General features: G+C 74.2%; 11 protein-coding genes. 7 read left to right on the top strand and 4 right to left on the bottom strand.

Annotated elements, in window-relative coordinates:
* The first annotated feature begins 153 nt into the window (after positions 1-153).
* The 7 genes from AC07AW_RS08055 to AC07AW_RS08085 all read left to right on the top strand — a co-directional run bounded on the left by AC07AW_RS08055 (position 154) and on the right by AC07AW_RS08085 (position 7,725).
* Positions 154-2,037 carry a YfjP family GTPase gene (locus AC07AW_RS08055; RefSeq protein WP_478815308.1) on the top strand — a complete coding sequence of 628 codons (1,884 nt, stop codon included), beginning with the start codon at positions 154-156 and terminating at the stop codon, positions 2,035-2,037.
* 159 nt (positions 2,038-2,196) lie between these two features.
* Positions 2,197-2,655: a single-stranded DNA-binding protein gene (locus tag AC07AW_RS08060; RefSeq protein ID WP_478814630.1), complete on the top strand. Its 459-nt coding sequence runs from the start codon at positions 2,197-2,199 to the stop codon at positions 2,653-2,655.
* A 226-nt stretch (positions 2,656-2,881) separates the two neighbouring features.
* Complete coding sequence (locus AC07AW_RS08065; protein WP_478814631.1) at positions 2,882-4,306, top strand: LAETG motif-containing sortase-dependent surface protein; 1,425 nt, start codon at positions 2,882-2,884, stop codon at positions 4,304-4,306.
* Between the two features lie 251 nt (positions 4,307-4,557).
* A complete protein-coding gene (ettA, locus tag AC07AW_RS08070; protein WP_093876055.1) occupies positions 4,558-6,222 on the top strand; it encodes an energy-dependent translational throttle protein EttA in 1,665 nt (554 codons plus the stop codon).
* Positions 6,223-6,227: 5 nt separating this feature from the next.
* Positions 6,228-6,653: an acyl-CoA thioesterase gene (locus AC07AW_RS08075; RefSeq protein ID WP_189801763.1), complete on the top strand. Its 426-nt coding sequence runs from the start codon at positions 6,228-6,230 to the stop codon at positions 6,651-6,653.
* Entirely contained in the window at positions 6,650-7,324 is a 675-nt protein-coding gene (locus tag AC07AW_RS08080) for a DUF8010 domain-containing protein (RefSeq protein WP_478814632.1), read from the top strand. Before AC07AW_RS08075 ends, AC07AW_RS08080 begins: the two co-directional genes overlap by 4 nt.
* Complete coding sequence (locus AC07AW_RS08085) at positions 7,321-7,725, top strand: GNAT family N-acetyltransferase (RefSeq protein WP_478814633.1); 405 nt, start codon at positions 7,321-7,323, stop codon at positions 7,723-7,725. The genes AC07AW_RS08080 and AC07AW_RS08085 overlap by 4 nt, the downstream gene beginning before the upstream one ends.
* On the opposite strand, the gene AC07AW_RS08090 is transcribed toward AC07AW_RS08085, so the two are convergent.
* The 4 genes from AC07AW_RS08090 to AC07AW_RS08105 form a co-directional block, all read right to left on the bottom strand.
* A complete protein-coding gene (locus AC07AW_RS08090; protein ID WP_478814634.1) occupies positions 7,703-8,320 on the bottom strand; it encodes a hypothetical protein in 618 nt (205 codons plus the stop codon). The two genes, AC07AW_RS08085 and AC07AW_RS08090, sit on opposite strands and share 23 nt — an antisense overlap.
* A 16-nt stretch (positions 8,321-8,336) precedes the next feature.
* The gene (locus AC07AW_RS08095; protein ID WP_478814635.1) at positions 8,337-9,296 is read right to left on the bottom strand and encodes an ABC transporter ATP-binding protein; all 960 of its coding nucleotides are present in this window, start codon (positions 9,294-9,296) and stop codon (positions 8,337-8,339) included.
* Positions 9,293-12,079, bottom strand: a complete 2,787-nt coding sequence (locus AC07AW_RS08100) for an FtsX-like permease family protein (protein WP_478815309.1) — start codon at positions 12,077-12,079, stop codon at positions 9,293-9,295. The genes AC07AW_RS08095 and AC07AW_RS08100 overlap by 4 nt, the downstream gene beginning before the upstream one ends.
* Before the next feature lie 227 nt (positions 12,080-12,306).
* Complete coding sequence (locus AC07AW_RS08105) at positions 12,307-15,651, bottom strand: FtsX-like permease family protein (RefSeq protein WP_478814636.1); 3,345 nt, start codon at positions 15,649-15,651, stop codon at positions 12,307-12,309.
* Positions 15,652-15,710: the final 59 nt, after the last annotated feature.

Raw genomic sequence — 15,710 nt, forward strand, 5'->3', positions numbered from 1 at the left:
GAACGAGGCCGTGCGCCCGGCTTGGAGGGCGGCTCTGTGCTGGGCCCGGAGCGCGGCCGCGGGCTCGGCCCGGAGGGCAGCCGCGAGAGGGGCCGGGAGCGCGGCCGTGACCGCGCTGGGGAACCGGGCCGTGAGCGCGGCCCGGAGCGCGGCGTGGCGCTCGGCCCGGACCGTGGCCGCGCGCTCGGCCCGGGCCACGGCCCCGGACCCGACCGTGGCCTCGGCCCCGACCGCGAGCTCGGCCCCGACGGCGGGCGGCAGCGTTGGGATGACGGGCTGATCGCTCGGCGGGCGGCCGAGCGGGCCGCCGCCGCCGTTGCCGAGGAGAAGCCGCGGGAGCCGAAGGAGGAGGACTCCCTGCCGCCCCTCGGCGGCAGCTACGGTGGGCCGCTGCGCCACCGCCTCGACGCCCTCCACGAGCTGGTCGGGCTCTCCCGTACCCGCGTCGAGAGCGAGGCCCTCGCCGAGGCCGGACGCGTCCTCGACGAGGCCGCCGCCCGCCAGCGGCTCTCCTCGCGGCACACCGTGATCGCCCTCGCCGGAGCCACCGGAAGCGGCAAGTCCACGCTCTTCAACGCCCTCGCCGGCGTGCCCGTCTCCGAGACCGGACTGCGCCGCCCCACCACCTCCGCGCCCATCGCGCTCAGCTGGTCCGAGGGCGCCGCAGGGCTGCTCGACCGGCTCGCGGTCCCCAGCAGGCTGCGCCGCCGCCCCCTCGCGGGCGGCGCCGGCGACACCGAGCTCCAGGGCCTCGTCCTCGTCGACCTGCCCGACCACGACTCGGCGGTCACCGCGCACCGCGACCAGGTCGACCGGGTCCTCGGCCTCGTCGACGCGGTGATCTGGGTCGTCGACCCCGAGAAGTACGCGGACGCCGCCCTCCACGAGCGCTACCTGCAGCCGCTCGCCGGGCACGCCGAGGTCACCTTCGTCGTCCTCAACCAGATCGACCGGCTCGGCACCGAGGCCGCCGACCTCGTCCTCGACGACCTGCGCCGCCTCCTCGACGAGGACGGCGTGGCGCTCGGCGAACACGGCGAGCCCGGCGCGACCGTCCTCGCCGTCTCCGCGCTGACCGGCGAGGGAGTCCCCGAACTGCGCGAACTCGTCGCCCGGTTCGTGCAGGAGCGGACCGCCCCGGAACGCCGTCTCGCCGCCGACGTCGACGCCGCCGCGGCCCGGCTGCGTCAGGCGTACGTCGCCGACGGGCGGCCCGGCCTCGACGAACGTGCCCGGGACGCCTTCACGGACCGGCTCGCCGTCGCCGTAGGCGCCCATGCCGCGGGCGAGGCCGCCGAACGGGTCTGGCGCCGGGGCGCCATCCGCGCCTGCGGCACCCCCTGGCTGCGGCTCTACCGCTGGTACGAGCGGCTGCGCGCGCACGGCTCCACCGCACCGCACCTCGTGGCCCCCGTCGAGGACGAACTGACGGCACGCCAGCGCGTGGAGCAGGCCGTGCGGATCGTCGCCGACGAGGCCTCGCGTGGCCTCCCGGTGCCCTGGGCGCAGGCGGTGCGCGAGGCGGCGGCGCGCGGGGCCGAGGGGCTGCCGGAGGCCCTGGACGAGCTGACGGTCTCCATGGGGGACCCGGCGGCCCGGCCGCCCCGGCCCGCCTGGTGGCCGGCGGCGGTCCTGGCGCAGGCGGTCATGACGCTCCTGCAGATCTTCGGCGCGCTCTGGCTGGTGGCGCAGATCGTCGGTGTCGTCGAGCCGGGCCTGCTGCCGCCGGTCCTCGTGATGCTCGGCGGGATCATCGGCGGCCCGCTCGTCGAATGGGCCTGCGAGAGCGCGGTGAAGGGCCCGGCGCGCCGGTACGGGCAGGAGGCCGAGCGCCGTCTGCGGGAGGCGACCGCCGCCTGCGGCCGGGCCAGGGTCCTCGACCCGGTGGCGGCGGAGCTGATGCGCTACCGGGAGGTCCGCGAGCAGTACGCGACGGTGGTCGGCTCACGGCCGTCGGCGGCGGCCCGGGTGGTGGGCGGCGGCCGCGGAGGGGGGACGCGGCTGGGAGCGACGAGGACGGGGGTACGGGGAAGGTAGCGAGCTCTCGGCGTACCCGGCTTTCACCCTTCCGGGTGGGGGAGTTGTCCCCAGGCAAGGGCCCTTCCACAGGCCCGAGCGGGGTTGGCCCGTACCGCCCCAGCATGGTTCCCACGGGGTGTCCACGCAGCAGGACACCGGGAGACTGGGGGCGGAACCATGAACGACACGACCGTGACGCTCGTCGGCAACGTGGCGACGGCGGTGGAGTACCGGGAGACGGTGACCGGCGGGGTGGCCCGCTTCCGGTTCGCGGTGACCGCGCGTCGCTGGGACCGGGAGCGGGGTGTCTGGTCCGACGGGAGCACCAGCTTCTACACGGTGTCGGCCTGGCGCTCGCTCGGCGCCAATCTCGCGGCCTCGGTCTCCGTCGGGGAACCGCTCGTGGTGCACGGCCGGTTGAAGGTCCGTGAGGAGGAGCGCGACGGGCAGCGCAAGACCTTCGTGGACGTCGACGCGGTGGCCGTGGGGCACGACCTGAGCCGGGGCACGGCCGCCTTCCGGCGCGCCCCGAAGGCGGAGCGGGCGGAGGTCAAATCGCAGCCGGAGCAGGACCCGTGGGCGGTGGCGGCCGAGGAGGGGACGGCGGTGACTCCGCAGCTGGTAACCGCGTCCTGACCTTGCGTTGTGGCGATTTGTCGACCAACTCGCCTGGAGTGATAACGATTCCGAGTCGGAATGGTTATCTGACCGTACGACAGGGCATCGGGTGGCTTCACGTCCCTAGGATTCCCGGATACTCATGCGGCACGTGAGCCCATTGAGTCTGTGAGTTCTGCTGGCGTGCCCTCCCCCCACGCGAATCGACCAAGTTCGCGGAGCGGCTCGCCCGGAGGGGAATCCAATGTTTTCAGTTCGTGGGCGTGGCGTTGCCCGCCTGGCAGCCACGATCCTGGTCTCCGGCCTCGTCGCGACCGGCGCGATAGCGACCGCCGGTCCGGCGCTGGCCGATGACGGTGCCCCGGGCACCGGCGGTGTCACGGCGAAGTTCGGCGGCATGACCGACGACGCCGGCGCCGTCGAGATCACCGAGAAGGACGGCAAGAAGTGGCCCGTCAACGGTGGTCTGTTCAAGATGGAGGTCGAGGGCGGGGGCACCCTCTTCACCTACTGCATCGACCTCCGCACGGCGGCGCAGCGCGACTTCGACTACAAGGAAGTCGGCTGGGACCAGTCCTCCCTGCACAACAACACCAACGCGGGCAAGATCCTCTGGATCCTTGAGCACGCGTACCCGAAGCTCTCCGCCGAGACCCTCGGTGGCAACGTGGGCGTCGACCTCTCCAAGCAGGAGGCCGCGGCCGGCACCCAGGCCGCGATCTGGACGCTCTCCGACGGCGTCGTCGCGACGCCGAAGGACGAGGACGCCGAGAAGCTGAAGGAGTACCTGCTGGAGAAGGCGGTCGAGCTCGACGAGCCGACGGCCTCCCTGAGCCTCTCCCCGGCCACCGTGGCGGGCAAGGCCGGCGAGAAGCTCGGCCCCATCACCGTCACGACCAACGCCACCGCCAAGCTCGCGGCCGCCCCCGGCGCGCCCGCCGGCGTCCAGATCGTCGACAAGACCGGCAAGCCGGTCACCGAGGCCAAGAACGGCGACGAGGTCTACTTCGACGTCCCGGCCGGCACCGCCGACGGCACCGCCGAGCTGACCGCCGAGGCCACCACCAAGGTCTCCCTCGGCCGCGCCTTCGTCTCCATCGACGGCCCCTCGCAGACCCTGATCCTGGCCGGCTCCAGCGACTCCACGGTCACCGCCAAGGCCTCCGCCACGTGGGCCAAGAAGGGTGCCGTCCCGTCCGTCTCGGTCGCCAAGGACTGCGCCAAGGGCGGACTGGAGGTCATCGCCTCCAACAAGGGCGACGAGGCCTGGACCTTCGACCTGAAGGGCACCTCGTACACGATCGCCGCCGGTGAGACGAAGACCATCGCGGTCCCGCTCGCCGAGGACGAGGCGTACAAGTTCACGATCACCGGCCCGAACGGCTTCGAGGAGACCTTCGAGGGCGTCCTGGACTGCAAGACGGCCACCCCCGGCCCGAAGCCGTCGGACACCCCCTCCACGACCCCCTCCGCCACGCCTTCCACCCCGTCCACCACGGGCGGCACCACCGGTGACACCACGGGCGGCACCACGACCGGCGGCGGCGACCTCGCCGAGACCGGCGGCTCCAGCGCCACCCCGATGATCGCCGGCATCGCCGCGGCGCTCGTCGTGATCGGCGGCGGCGCGGTGTTCTTCCTCCGCAAGAAGAAGACCGCCGGCCAGTAAGCCCACATGGAGTGAGCCGCTGACCCCACGGAGTGATCCGCGTCACGCGCGCCTTACCCCATGACCCCCGCACGACCCCGGACCGCACCCGCGCCCGGGGTCGTCGCACGTCCACGCCCCGAAACGGCCCCATTCCGCCCCCGCCGCCCCCTCCGCGCCCCCGCCCGGCGTCTCACCGGTTTCCGCCTGGGGGTGGCGGTCAGGCAAGATGGGGTGTATCTGCCCACTCACTCCTTGCCGGACGGTTTCTCTTGGCTGAGTACATCTACACGATGCGCAAGACGCGCAAGGCGCACGGCGACAAGGTCATCCTCGATGACGTGACGCTGAGCTTCCTGCCCGGCGCGAAGATCGGTGTGGTCGGCCCGAACGGTGCCGGTAAGTCCACCGTTCTGAAGATCATGGCTGGCCTCGAGCAGCCGTCCAACGGTGACGCGTTCCTGTCGCCCGGCTTCACCGTCGGCATGCTCCTCCAGGAGCCCCCGCTCGACGAGACCAAGACCGTCCTGGAGAACGTCCAGGACGGCGCCGCCGAGGTCATGGCGAAGCTGAAGCGCTTCAACGAGGTCGCCGAGCTCATGGCGACCGACTACTCGGACGCGCTCATGGACGAGATGGGCAAGCTCCAGGAGGACCTGGACCACGCCAACGCCTGGGACCTCGACGCGCAGCTCGAGCAGGCCATGGACGCCCTCGGCTGCCCGCCCAGCGACTGGCCGGTCACCAACCTCTCCGGTGGCGAGAAGCGTCGCGTCGCGCTCTGCAAGCTCCTCATCGAGGCGCCCGACCTGCTCCTCCTCGACGAGCCCACCAACCACCTCGACGCCGAGTCGGTGAACTGGCTGGAGCAGCACCTCGCCAAGTACCCCGGCACCGTCGTCGCCGTCACCCACGACCGGTACTTCCTCGACAACGTCGCCGAGTGGATCCTGGAGCTCGACCGCGGTCGCGCCCACCCCTACGAGGGCAACTACTCCACCTACCTCGACACCAAGGCCACGCGCCTCAAGGTCGAGGGCCAGAAGGACGCCAAGCGCGCCAAGCGGCTCAAGGAAGAGCTCGAGTGGGTGCGGTCGAACGCCAAGGGGCGTCAGGCCAAGTCCAAGGCCCGTCTCGCCCGCTACGAGGAGATGGCGGCCGAGGCCGACAAGATGCGGAAGCTGGACTTCGAGGAGATCCAGATCCCGCCGGGCCCCCGTCTGGGCTCCATCGTCGTCGAGGTCGAGAACCTGTCGAAGGCCTTCGGTGACAAGGTCCTGATCGACGACCTCAGCTTCACGCTGCCGCGTAACGGCATCGTCGGCGTCATCGGCCCGAACGGTGCCGGCAAGACCACGCTCTTCAAGATGCTCCAGGGTCTGGAGACCCCGGACTCCGGCTCCGTCAAGGTCGGCGAGACCGTCAAGATCTCGTACGTCGACCAGAGCCGCGCCAACATCGACCCGAAGAAGACGCTGTGGGCCGTCGTCTCCGACGAGCTCGACTACATCAACGTCGGCCACGTCGAGATGCCCTCCCGCGCCTACGTCTCCGCGTTCGGCTTCAAGGGCCCGGACCAGCAGAAGCCGGCCGGTGTGCTCTCCGGCGGTGAGCGCAACCGTCTGAACCTCGCGCTCACCCTCAAGCAGGGCGGCAACCTGCTGCTCCTCGACGAGCCCACCAACGACCTGGACGTCGAGACGCTGTCCTCGCTGGAGAACGCGCTTCTGGAGTTCCCCGGCGCGGCCGTGGTCATCTCCCACGACCGCTGGTTCCTCGACCGAGTCGCCACGCACATCCTGGCCTACGAGGGCGACTCGAAGTGGTTCTGGTTCGAGGGCAACTTCGAGTCCTACGAGAAGAACAAGATCGAGCGCCTCGGCCCGGACGCCGCCCGTCCGCACCGCGCCACCTACAAGAAGCTGACCCGAGGCTGAGGTCAGTGACCAGGCACATCTACAGCTGTCCTCTGCGCTGGTCGGACATGGACGCCTTCGGGCACGTCAACAACGTCGTCTTCCTGCGGTACCTGGAAGAGGCGCGGATCGACTTCATGTTCCGGCTGGCGCCGGGGGACGGTTCCCCCTCGTTCTCCGGCGGGTCCGTCGTGGCCCGGCACGAGATCGACTACAAGCGACCGCTGGTCCACCGGCACGAGCCGGTGACCATCGAGTCGTGGGTCACGAAGATAGGCGCGGCGTCTCTGACGATCGCCTACGAGGTCAAGGACGCCGACGTCGTGTACGTCCGCGCGTCCACGGTCGTCGTGCCCTTCGACCTGGAGGCGCAGCGTCCGCGGCGGATCACCGCCGAGGAGCGCGAGTTCCTCCAGGAGTACGTCGACGACGGGATGTCGTCCGCCGCATGACCGTGCTCGCTCCGCTGCACTTCGCCGACCCGAGGGAGGCGGCGGCACTCGCCGCCTTCCTGGGCCGGCTGGTGCACTACGACCGCGCCGCCGCCGTCCGCCTCCAGGCCGCCGGCGGGGCGCTGGCCGTCTTCGGACGGCCGCCGTCGTTCGAGGTGCTCGCGATCCGCACGGCCCGCCTCGTCGACGCCGTCGCACTCGACGTCACCGTCTCCGCCGGTGAACTCCTCGACGGCATCGAGGAGTCGGCGGGCAAGGCGGTCGTCCCGGACTCCGTGACCGGCCCGCCGTGGGCCGGGGTCCTCCCGCCGCGCGGCGGCTGGGAGCCGGTCCCCGGCCTCCCCGACGTCGCCGGGATGCGGGGCGCCGTCGCGGCCGCCGTCCGTGAGTTCCGCGCGCGCGACGAGGAGCTGCCGGAGGAGCGGCGCACCCGGGCCGAGCGCGATGTCATCGGCCGCGAGATCTGGTCCCGGACCCTCGGCACCACCGGGCTCCCGCTGCGCGCCGTACATGCCGCCCAGTCCCTCGGCTTCCTCCCGCCGGAAGAGGCGCAGGGGCAGGCGCCGGTCGCACTGTTCGCCTCCGGGCCGTGGCTGCGACTGCGTACCCCGTACGGCTCGATCGCGCTGCGTACCGGATCCTCGATCTCGCTGGGCGTGGCCCCCCGATGAGCGGTGCCGACATCGACATCCAGGTCGACGCGCCGCTCTCCGGCGACGAGCTCAACACCCTCTTCCGCGCCGCCTGGCCCGGGCACCAGGACACCGACTTCGGGCCCGTCCTCGCCCGCAGTCTCCTCCGCGTCACCGCCCGCCGCGGCGGGCGCCTCCTCGGGTACGTGAACGTCGTCGGCGACGGCGGCGTCCACGCCTTCCTCCTCGACACCACCGTCCACCCCGACGAGCGCCGCGGGGGTCTCGGCGTCACTCTCGTACGGGCCGCCGCCGAGGCCGCCCGCGGGCGCGGCGCGCACTGGCTGCACGTGGACTACGAGCCGCACCTCACCGCCTTCCACGAGCGGTGCGGGTTCCGGCCCACGGCGGCCGGGCTCATGGACCTGACCGCTTCCTGAGCTCCTGGCGCCCCTGGCGCCCCTCCCTGGCGATCGCAGCCGTCGAGAGCGCCGCCGAGAGCGCGAGCAGGGACGTCGGGACCACGGGGGAGCCGTGGGCCCTGTTGTCGCGTTCGAGGACCGGATCCATGCGGTGGGCGGGGTCGTACGCGATCCGGACCGCCCCGCCCGGCTCGGCGATCCGCTCCTCGGCCGAGAACTCGGTGGGGTAGCCGCCGACGCAGTCCAGGGTGTGGTGGTACAGGGTCTTGGCGCGCGGCGCGCCCTCGCCGAAGGTCGGATGGTGGGTCACCCGGACCTTCCCCACCACGACGCAGTCGGCGACCGCGCCGCGGACCGCGGAGTCCCGCGCCTCCACCCAGACCGCCGTCAGGCCCGCCAGGATCAGGACGGCCGCGGCGATGCTGCCGCCCTCGCGGAAGAGCGCGTTGTGCGCCAGGAGCGCGGCCGCGGTCAGCGCGAGGCCGCCGCCCACCGCGAGCACGGTGGGGAGGCCGTACGGGCCCCGCAGGCTCCAGTCCGCCCACAGCCACAGGAGCGCTCCGGCGACGGCGGGCACGAGCAGCGCCCCGGCGTACGGCACGGCCTTCCCCATGAGAACCCCCCCGGCCTCAGCCCTCCGCGTCGTCCGGCCACACCCCGATGTGGTCCTGCTCCAGCTCCAGGGCCACCCGGTGCTCCATGCCCAGCGCCTGCGTGTACTCCGCCGGGAGCTGGAGTCGGCCCGCGCGGTCGAGCATCGCGTACTCCCGGGCCACCAGGGACTCCTGGCCCTGCTCGTCGACCTCCGTGCGGCGCAGCACCTCCGAGGAGGTGCGGCCGTCGCGGATGGCGACCGTGCGGCGCACCTCGGAGGCGACCGCCTGGTCGTGGGTGACGATCACGATCGTCGTGCCGAGCTCCTCGTTGGCCCGGCGGAAGGCCGCGAAGACCTGCTCGCCGGTGGCCGAGTCCAGCTCGCCGGTGGGCTCGTCGGCGAGGAGCACGGCCGGGTTGTTGGCGAGGGCGACCGCGATGGCCACCCGCTGCTGCTGGCCGCCGGAGAGCTGGTGCGGGCGCCGGTCCCGGATCTCCGGGATGCCCAGCATGGCGAGGAGCTCCTCGGCCCGCTCCGCCTTCTGCTTCGAGCGGCCCCGCAACTGCATGGGCAGCGCCACGTTCTGGGCGGCCGTCAGGTACGGCAGGAGGTTGCGGGCGGTCTGCTGCCAGACGAAGCCGACGACCTCGCGGCGGTAGCGCAGCCGCGCCTTGCCGTCCATGCCGAGCAGGTCGCAGCCGGCGACCCGGGCCGCGCCGGCGGTCGGCACGTCCAGGCCGGCCAGGATGTTCATCAGCGTCGACTTGCCGGAACCCGAGGCGCCGACCAGGGCCATCAACTCGCCCTCCTTCACGAGGAGATCGAGGCCCTGGAGCGCCTGCACCTCCACCCCGTCCGTGGTGAAGATGCGGACGAGGCGGTCGCAGGCGATGAGCGCGTCATGACCGTACGAGGGCCGGTCGCGGTGCGCCGTGGCCCGCCGCTCCAGCTCTTCCAGGGTCGTGTCGGACAAGGCCGTGTCGGTCTTCGTCATCGTGCGTCTCCTGCCCTGAGTTCCTTGATCGAGCCCCTGCGCCCCGCCCACCACGCCTGTCCGACCGCCGCGAGCCCCGTCAGGACGACGACGGCGAGCGCGGGCAGCACGAGCGACCACGGGTCCGCCCGCAGCGGGGCGCTGTCCAGCGGGGCGAAGCCCGGTGCCGCCGCGAGCGCCAGCCGGAACAGGTCGATGCCCGGGGCGAGCAGCGGCACCGTCGCCCAGCCGACCAGGATGCCGCCGAGCGCGGCGAGCACCGCCTGCGGCAGCGCCTCCAGGGCGAGGAGCCGGCGTCCCTGCCTCCGGGTGAGGCCCATGGTCCGCAGCCGTGCGAGGAGCGTGTTCCGCTCGGGCGCGCTCTGCATGAGGGAGAGCAGCACCGCCACCACGGCGAAGGCGGCGCCCGCGCCGATCGCGCCCAGGTAGATCCGCTCGGCACCGGACTGGAGCGGCGAGTCCACGTAGGTGGCCCGCTCTTCCGTCCGCAGTGCCACCAGGAGGGAGTCCGACTTCGCCTTCACGGCGGCGCGCAGCGCGGTGCCGTCCACGGCCCCCGTGACGAGCAGCGAGGTGTCCGTCCGGTGGGTGAGGTCGGCGCCGTTGACGAGGAGGAAGTCGGCGTCGTCGAGGGCCGGGGTGGTGGAGCGGACCGCGACCACCTTCACCCGGAAGACCCCGGCCGCCGAGATGATCTCCTGCGGGGCGCGGCCGAGCCGTTCGGCGACCTTCGGCGAGGCGATCGCGGGCAGTACCCGCTGGGTGTCCGCCACGGCGTCCTCGCCGCCCTTCCCCGTCGAGGCGAGCAGACCCGCGGGGAAGGGGCCGAAGCCGGTCCGGTCCGCGAGCCGGGTGTACGAGGCGGGCTCGACGCCCACGATCGGCGCGCTCATCGGCTGCGCGGAGGTCCCCTCGTGGGACGGCAGGTCGACCCCGTACTCGATCTGCACGGGCGCCACGTCCCGTACGCCCTTCACACCGCGCACCGACTCGGTGAGTCCGGCGGGCAGCGGGGCCCAGTCGGTCGGGCTGCCGATCCGGGCGTCCGCGCCGGTCGCCAGGAGCGCCGCGCGGTCGCGGGCGTCGGCGACGCCCGCGAGGACGGAGCCGCCGAAGGCCGCCGTGGTCAGCGCGAGGACGAGGGCGAGCAGCGGAAGGGTGCCGGAGGAGGAGGCGCGGCCGGCGCGGGCGAGGGCCAGCGGTCCGACGGCCCCGCGCAGCCGGCGGGCCGGGCGGCCCAGCCAGCGCAGCGGCAGCGGGTAGATCCGTACGAGGACGGAGGCGGCGATCAGGCCGACGAGCACGGGCGCGGCGCTGACCAGATGGTCGCCGGAGTCGCCGGTGCCGCGCAGTCGCAGCGAGGCGACGGCGCCCACGGCGAGGACGAGCAGGGTGAGTTCGAGGACCGTGCGGCGCCGGGAGGGGCGCGCGGTGAGCAGGTCGTCGCGGCCGCCGTGCAGGCGCGGGCGCCGGTGCAGGACGACCGCCCGCACGGGCAGGACGAGGATCGAGATCAGGGCGACGAGCGCGGTGGCGAGGACGGAGGGGCCGAGGGGGATCCCGTCGGACCCTCCGTCGGGCGGCCGGACGGTCGCCACGGCGAGGCCGAGGGCGAGCGCGGCGGCCGGTACGGCGACGGCCGAGGTCTCGCCGAGCAGCCGCAGGGCGATGCCGGTGAGGGAGGCGCCGCGGGAGCGGAGCAGCGAGAGTTCGCTGTCGCGGCGGGCGACGAAGAGGCCGCCGGTCATCGCGAGGACGACCGCGGCGACCGCGCCGATCCCGAAGACGGCGACGGCCACGACCGGGTCGATGGCCTCGCGCATCGAGCGGTACGAGTCGACGATCTCGTCGAGCTGGGTGGTGAGGGTGGCGTTGGCCTTGACGGTCCTGTGCATCTTGACCAGGTCGGGGCCGCCGGTCGCCGAGTTGAGGGCGGCGTCGAGCCGGTCCGTGTCCCGCCCGGTGAGGTGTCCGGCCGACGGCATGTACCGGAAGAAGACCTCCGGCTCGCTCGGGGTGGATAGCACGGCGGGCGCGGACGTGGGGGAGAGCAGCAGCGCCCCCTGCCAGTAGTACTTCACCTCGTCGCCGACCATCGCGGCGAGGGCCGGGGTGCGCAGCAGCTGTTCGACCGCCCAGTACGGGGACTCGGGGGCGCGGGGCTCGATGATCCCGGTGACCGTCACGGCGATCGGTTCCGGGCTGAGCTTGCTCGGCAGGTGCACGACGGAGCCGGGCTTCAGGTGCAGGGACTTGGCCGTCTCCGCGGTGACGACGGCTTCGGGGGCGTCGGCCGTCCCCGCGGCCGGCCGGCCCTTCCGCAGCGTCGCGTGCTCGGCGAGAGCGGACGGGGAGGCGAGCGCGAACTCGGGCGGAAGCCCGTCGGGCTGGGGCAGCCAGGGGTCGGTTCCGGTGACCCGCTTGACGGTGCGGATGCCGTGGACGGTCTGCTTCGGGTCGGTCAGGATCGGCGCGGGGAACAGGGCCCGCACCTCGTCGCGCTGTCTCTGGAGGACGCCGGAGGCCAGTCCGGGGCCGCGCTCGGACACGGGGATCGGGTAGGTCAGTTCGAGGACGGAGCTGCGGGGTGCGGCGTTCCGGATGTCGTGCCGCAGGCCCTCCGTCTCGTACCGGTCGACGGCACGCGGCAGCGCCGCCGCGAGGTACGCGGTGACCAGGACGAGCAGGGCGAGGGCGGCGGCGGCCCAGGGCGCGGTCCGCAGCCGGGTCCGCACCCAGGGCGCCACCGCGCGGGCGGGCTTGTCGGACCGGGACCGGGGCATGTCGGGGGCCTTCCTGCGTACGGCGGGCATGTCGGAGGCCTGGTCGGGGGCCTGGCCCTGGCCGGGCGTGTCGGTGCCCTCGTGGGGGGCTTGGCCTGTGCCGGGTGTGTCGGTGCTCTCGTGGGGGGCTTGGCCCGTGCCGGGCGTGTCGATGCCCTCGTGGGGGCCTTGGCCCGCGCCGGGCGTGGCGGTGCTCTCCCTGTCCTCGTCAGGGGCCGTCGGCGGCATCAGTTGTCCCCCTGGTGGCGCAGGGTCACGGCCGGGTCGGCGCGGCGCAGGGCGATCGCGGCGACGATGGCGAGCGGCAGGGCGGCCACGCCGGCGAGCAGCAGCGCCACCTGGCCGAGGGGCAGTTCGACGAGGACCGGCGGGACGGGCCGGGCGGCCTGGCCGGTGAGGACGACGAGCGGGACGACGGCCCGGGCCAGGACGGTGCCGAGGCCGATGCCGACGAGCAGGCCGATGCCGATGAGCAGCCCCTGTTCTGCGGCGACGAGCCGGGCGAGCTTGCGGCGCGGCGCGCCGAGCGCCCGCAGCACGCCGAACTCGGCGGACCGTTCCCGCATCGCGCCGGCCGAGCCGACCGCGAAGCCGACGGCGGCGAGCGCGGCGGCGGCCGCGGCGACCGCCATCAGGGCGGCGTTGGGCCCGGCGCCGAGCGGGTCGCCGAGGAGTTCGGCGGCGACCTCGTCCCGTACGAGGACCTGGGCCGGGTCGGTGTCGGCGCGGGCGCGCAGGGCCGCGGCGACCTCGTCCGCGTGCCCGGGGGCGGTGGTCAGCCACCACTCGCTGGGCGGCAGGGTCGCGAGCCCGTCGGAGTCGGCCGCCAGGAACCGGTTGACCGAGGCCAGGTCGAGGAGGATCGCGCCGCCGTCCTCGGGGGTGGCGACCGCGGAGGCGGTCGTCGCGCCGGGTCCGGTGGTCGGCAGCTCCTTGACCACCTGGTCGACGGTGACGTCGATCTGCCGGCCGGCGATGCCGAGCCGGATCAGGTCGCCGGCCTTGGCGCCGGCCGCCGTCATGAAGGTCTTGGTGGCCACGGCCGTGAGCCGCTCGGGGGCTTTCGGGGCGGGGGAGTTCATCCGCAGGGTGAACTCCGGAATCTCCGCGAAGGCGCCGATCTTCGCGCCGATGACGGGGAAGGAGAAGGAGTACGGGGCCGGGCGGCCGCCGGTCCCGGCGGCCCCGGCGCGGGCGGTCGCGTTGCCGTCGGTCGTGCCGCCCCCGGGCATGGTCTGCTCGAACGCGGAGGCCCAGCGGCCGAGGACCTCCGCGGGGGAGTGCGTCTTGGTGCCGCTCGTTCCGGCGGTCGTGAAGGCCTCGACGTGGAGGGTCTGCGTGCCCTTCGCGCCGTCGACGACCGAGCCGGTGAGCTCCAGGCCGGTGAGGGTGAGGAGACCGCCGGTGCCGGCGCCCTCGGCGCCGGGCACGGTGGCCTCGGCGCCCAGGTCGAGGCTCAGCCGGTGCGTGCGGCCGTCGGAGGGCAGCCGTCCCAGGTCCCGGCGGTACGGGACGCCGTCCGGGTCCTCCAGGACGGCGCCGACCCGGGTCTCGGGCGTGCCGGGGGGCGTGGAGGTCCGCAGGTCGACCGTGAGCGTGCGGGTCCCGGCGGGCAGCGGGAGACCCGGGCGGGCGAGGCCCTTGGGGGTCAGCGGGGCGAGCAGGGCCGGGGCCGGGACGTCGGCGAGGTCGGAGCGGAGGAACAGTCCGCCCGCGGTGCTGGTGTCCATCGCGAGGACGGTGGCGTTCTTCCCGGCCACGTCCAGGGAGGTGCGGTGCACCGGGGTCACGGTCCTGACGCCCGGCACGGCGGCGAGGCGCTGGGTCTGCGTCGGCTCGCCGGGGCCCGCGCCGAGGACACGGACGTCCGTGCCGACCCGGAAGTCGGCCTGGTCGCGCTGCGAGCGCTCCCACGAGCCGCTCTGCCCGATGGCCAGCATGCCCATCGCCACGGCGAGGACGAGGAGGAGGACGGGGCCCGCGCCGCGCAGCGGCCGGCGGCTGAACTGCCAGCCCGCGAGGGCGGCGGAGAGCCCGCGTCCGCCGGCCGCGCGCCGCTCGGCCAGCTTGGCGGCGGGCGGCAGCAGACGCAGCGTCAGGACGGTGCCGGCGAGCAGGGCGAGGGCCGGCGCGGCGACGAGCACCGGGTCGACGGAGCCGCCGCCGGCCTCGTCCGTGCCGAGGGTGCCGCCCGCGGCGGCCGGCCGCTGCAGCTGCCAGTACGCGACGGCCGCGATGGCGAGGAGGCCGAGGTCGGCCCCGGCCCGTACCGGAGCGGGCAGCGCCGCCGAGCGGGCCTTGCGCAGCGAGACGACGGAGCCGTCCCCGGCGGCGAGCGCGGGGGCCACGACGGCCGCCGCGCAGCACAGCGCGACCAGGGCGGCGACCAGCCACACCTGTGGCGAGGGCGAGGTGTCGAGGTGCACCCCGAGCTCGGAGAGCGCGGACCGCTCGGCGAAGAGCCGGGTCAGCGGGCCGGAGAGCAGCGGGGCGGCGAGCGCGGCGGGCAGGGCGAGCAGCAGGGCCTCGGCGGCGGCGAGCCCCGCGATCCGGCGCCGCGAACCGCCGCGGGCCCGCAGCAGGGCCGTCTCGCCGGACCGCTCGGTGCTGAGCAGCCGGGCGACGAGCAGCAGGGCGTACGCGGCGAGCAGCACCAGCTGGACGGCGACGATCAGCAGGGTGGAGCGGGAGACGAGCAGGGCCCGCTCGGTCTGCTCCAGGACGGTGGGGAGCGCGGTGGCCACGGAGATCGTCGTCCCGAAGGCGTCCGTGGACGCGGCCAGCTTCTTCGGGCCCTCGGTCGCCGTGGTGTGCAGGGCGTCCATCCGGTCCGTGGTGAAGCCGGTGAAGTCGGCGGAGCCGAGCCAGGAGACGTCGCCGGTGCTCAGCGCCCCGGAGGTGAGGACGGCCTGGTCGACGAGCAGCGGCCCGTACGTCGTGAACGCGACGGTCCGCACGCCGCGCCCGCCCGCCGGGTCCAGCTGCCAGTACAGGTCGGCGGTGTCGACGGGCTTGTACACGCCGGTGATCCGGGCTTTCACCTTGCGGTTCTCGAGCCGGTCGGTGAGGTCGAGCAGGGTGCCGGGGCCGACCTTGAGCCGCCGGGCGGCCTCCTCGGGCAGCGCCGTCTCGACCACGCCCCCGGCCCGGGCGGGCGAGGGCCAGGAGCCCTTGACGAGCATGAGCCGCGAGCGGTCGAGCGCGGCGAACTGTGTCAGGTCGGGGTCGCCCTTGCGGGCGGCGGGCGGCTGGAGGCTCCGGGGCAGCGCGTACGGCCCCGAGCGTTCGAGTCGTCGTACGGTCACCGGCAGCCCGTCGAAGGTCCTCCGCATGCCGTCCGCGACGGCGGCCTCGGCACTGGCCCGCTTGTCGACCGGTACCTGGCCGCTCACGAGCAGCGAGGCGGCGGCCGCGGACCGGCCCCTCAGCCCTGCCTGGAGCGCGGCGTCGCCGATCGCGCTCGAGAAGGCGGAGAGGGTGGCGAGCACCGAGGTCGTCAGGAGCACGGCGAGGAGCGCCGCGGCGAGCAGCAGCCGGTGTGCCCTGACGCGCAGGAATACGAACCCCGTCACCCATCCCCCTGGATCCGCTGAAGTTTCCTCGGATGCTTTCAGAGGGCACGCGTCGCTGG

The sequence above is a fragment of the Streptomyces sp. NPDC044003 genome, from assembly GCF_056435185.1.

Coding starts and splice junctions, on each gene's coding strand:
- AC07AW_RS08065 (WP_478814631.1), top strand. CDS start 2,882: ATGTTTTCAGTTCGTGGGCGTGGCGTTGCCCGCCTGGCAGCCACGATC.
- AC07AW_RS08060 (WP_478814630.1), top strand. CDS start 2,197: ATGAACGACACGACCGTGACGCTCGTCGGCAACGTGGCGACGGCGGTG.
- AC07AW_RS08100 (WP_478815309.1), bottom strand. CDS start 12,079: ATGCCCCGGTCCCGGTCCGACAAGCCCGCCCGCGCGGTGGCGCCCTGG.
- AC07AW_RS08095 (WP_478814635.1), bottom strand. CDS start 9,296: ATGACGAAGACCGACACGGCCTTGTCCGACACGACCCTGGAAGAGCTG.
- AC07AW_RS08090 (WP_478814634.1), bottom strand. CDS start 8,320: ATGGGGAAGGCCGTGCCGTACGCCGGGGCGCTGCTCGTGCCCGCCGTC.
- AC07AW_RS08080 (WP_478814632.1), top strand. CDS start 6,650: ATGACCGTGCTCGCTCCGCTGCACTTCGCCGACCCGAGGGAGGCGGCG.
- AC07AW_RS08085 (WP_478814633.1), top strand. CDS start 7,321: ATGAGCGGTGCCGACATCGACATCCAGGTCGACGCGCCGCTCTCCGGC.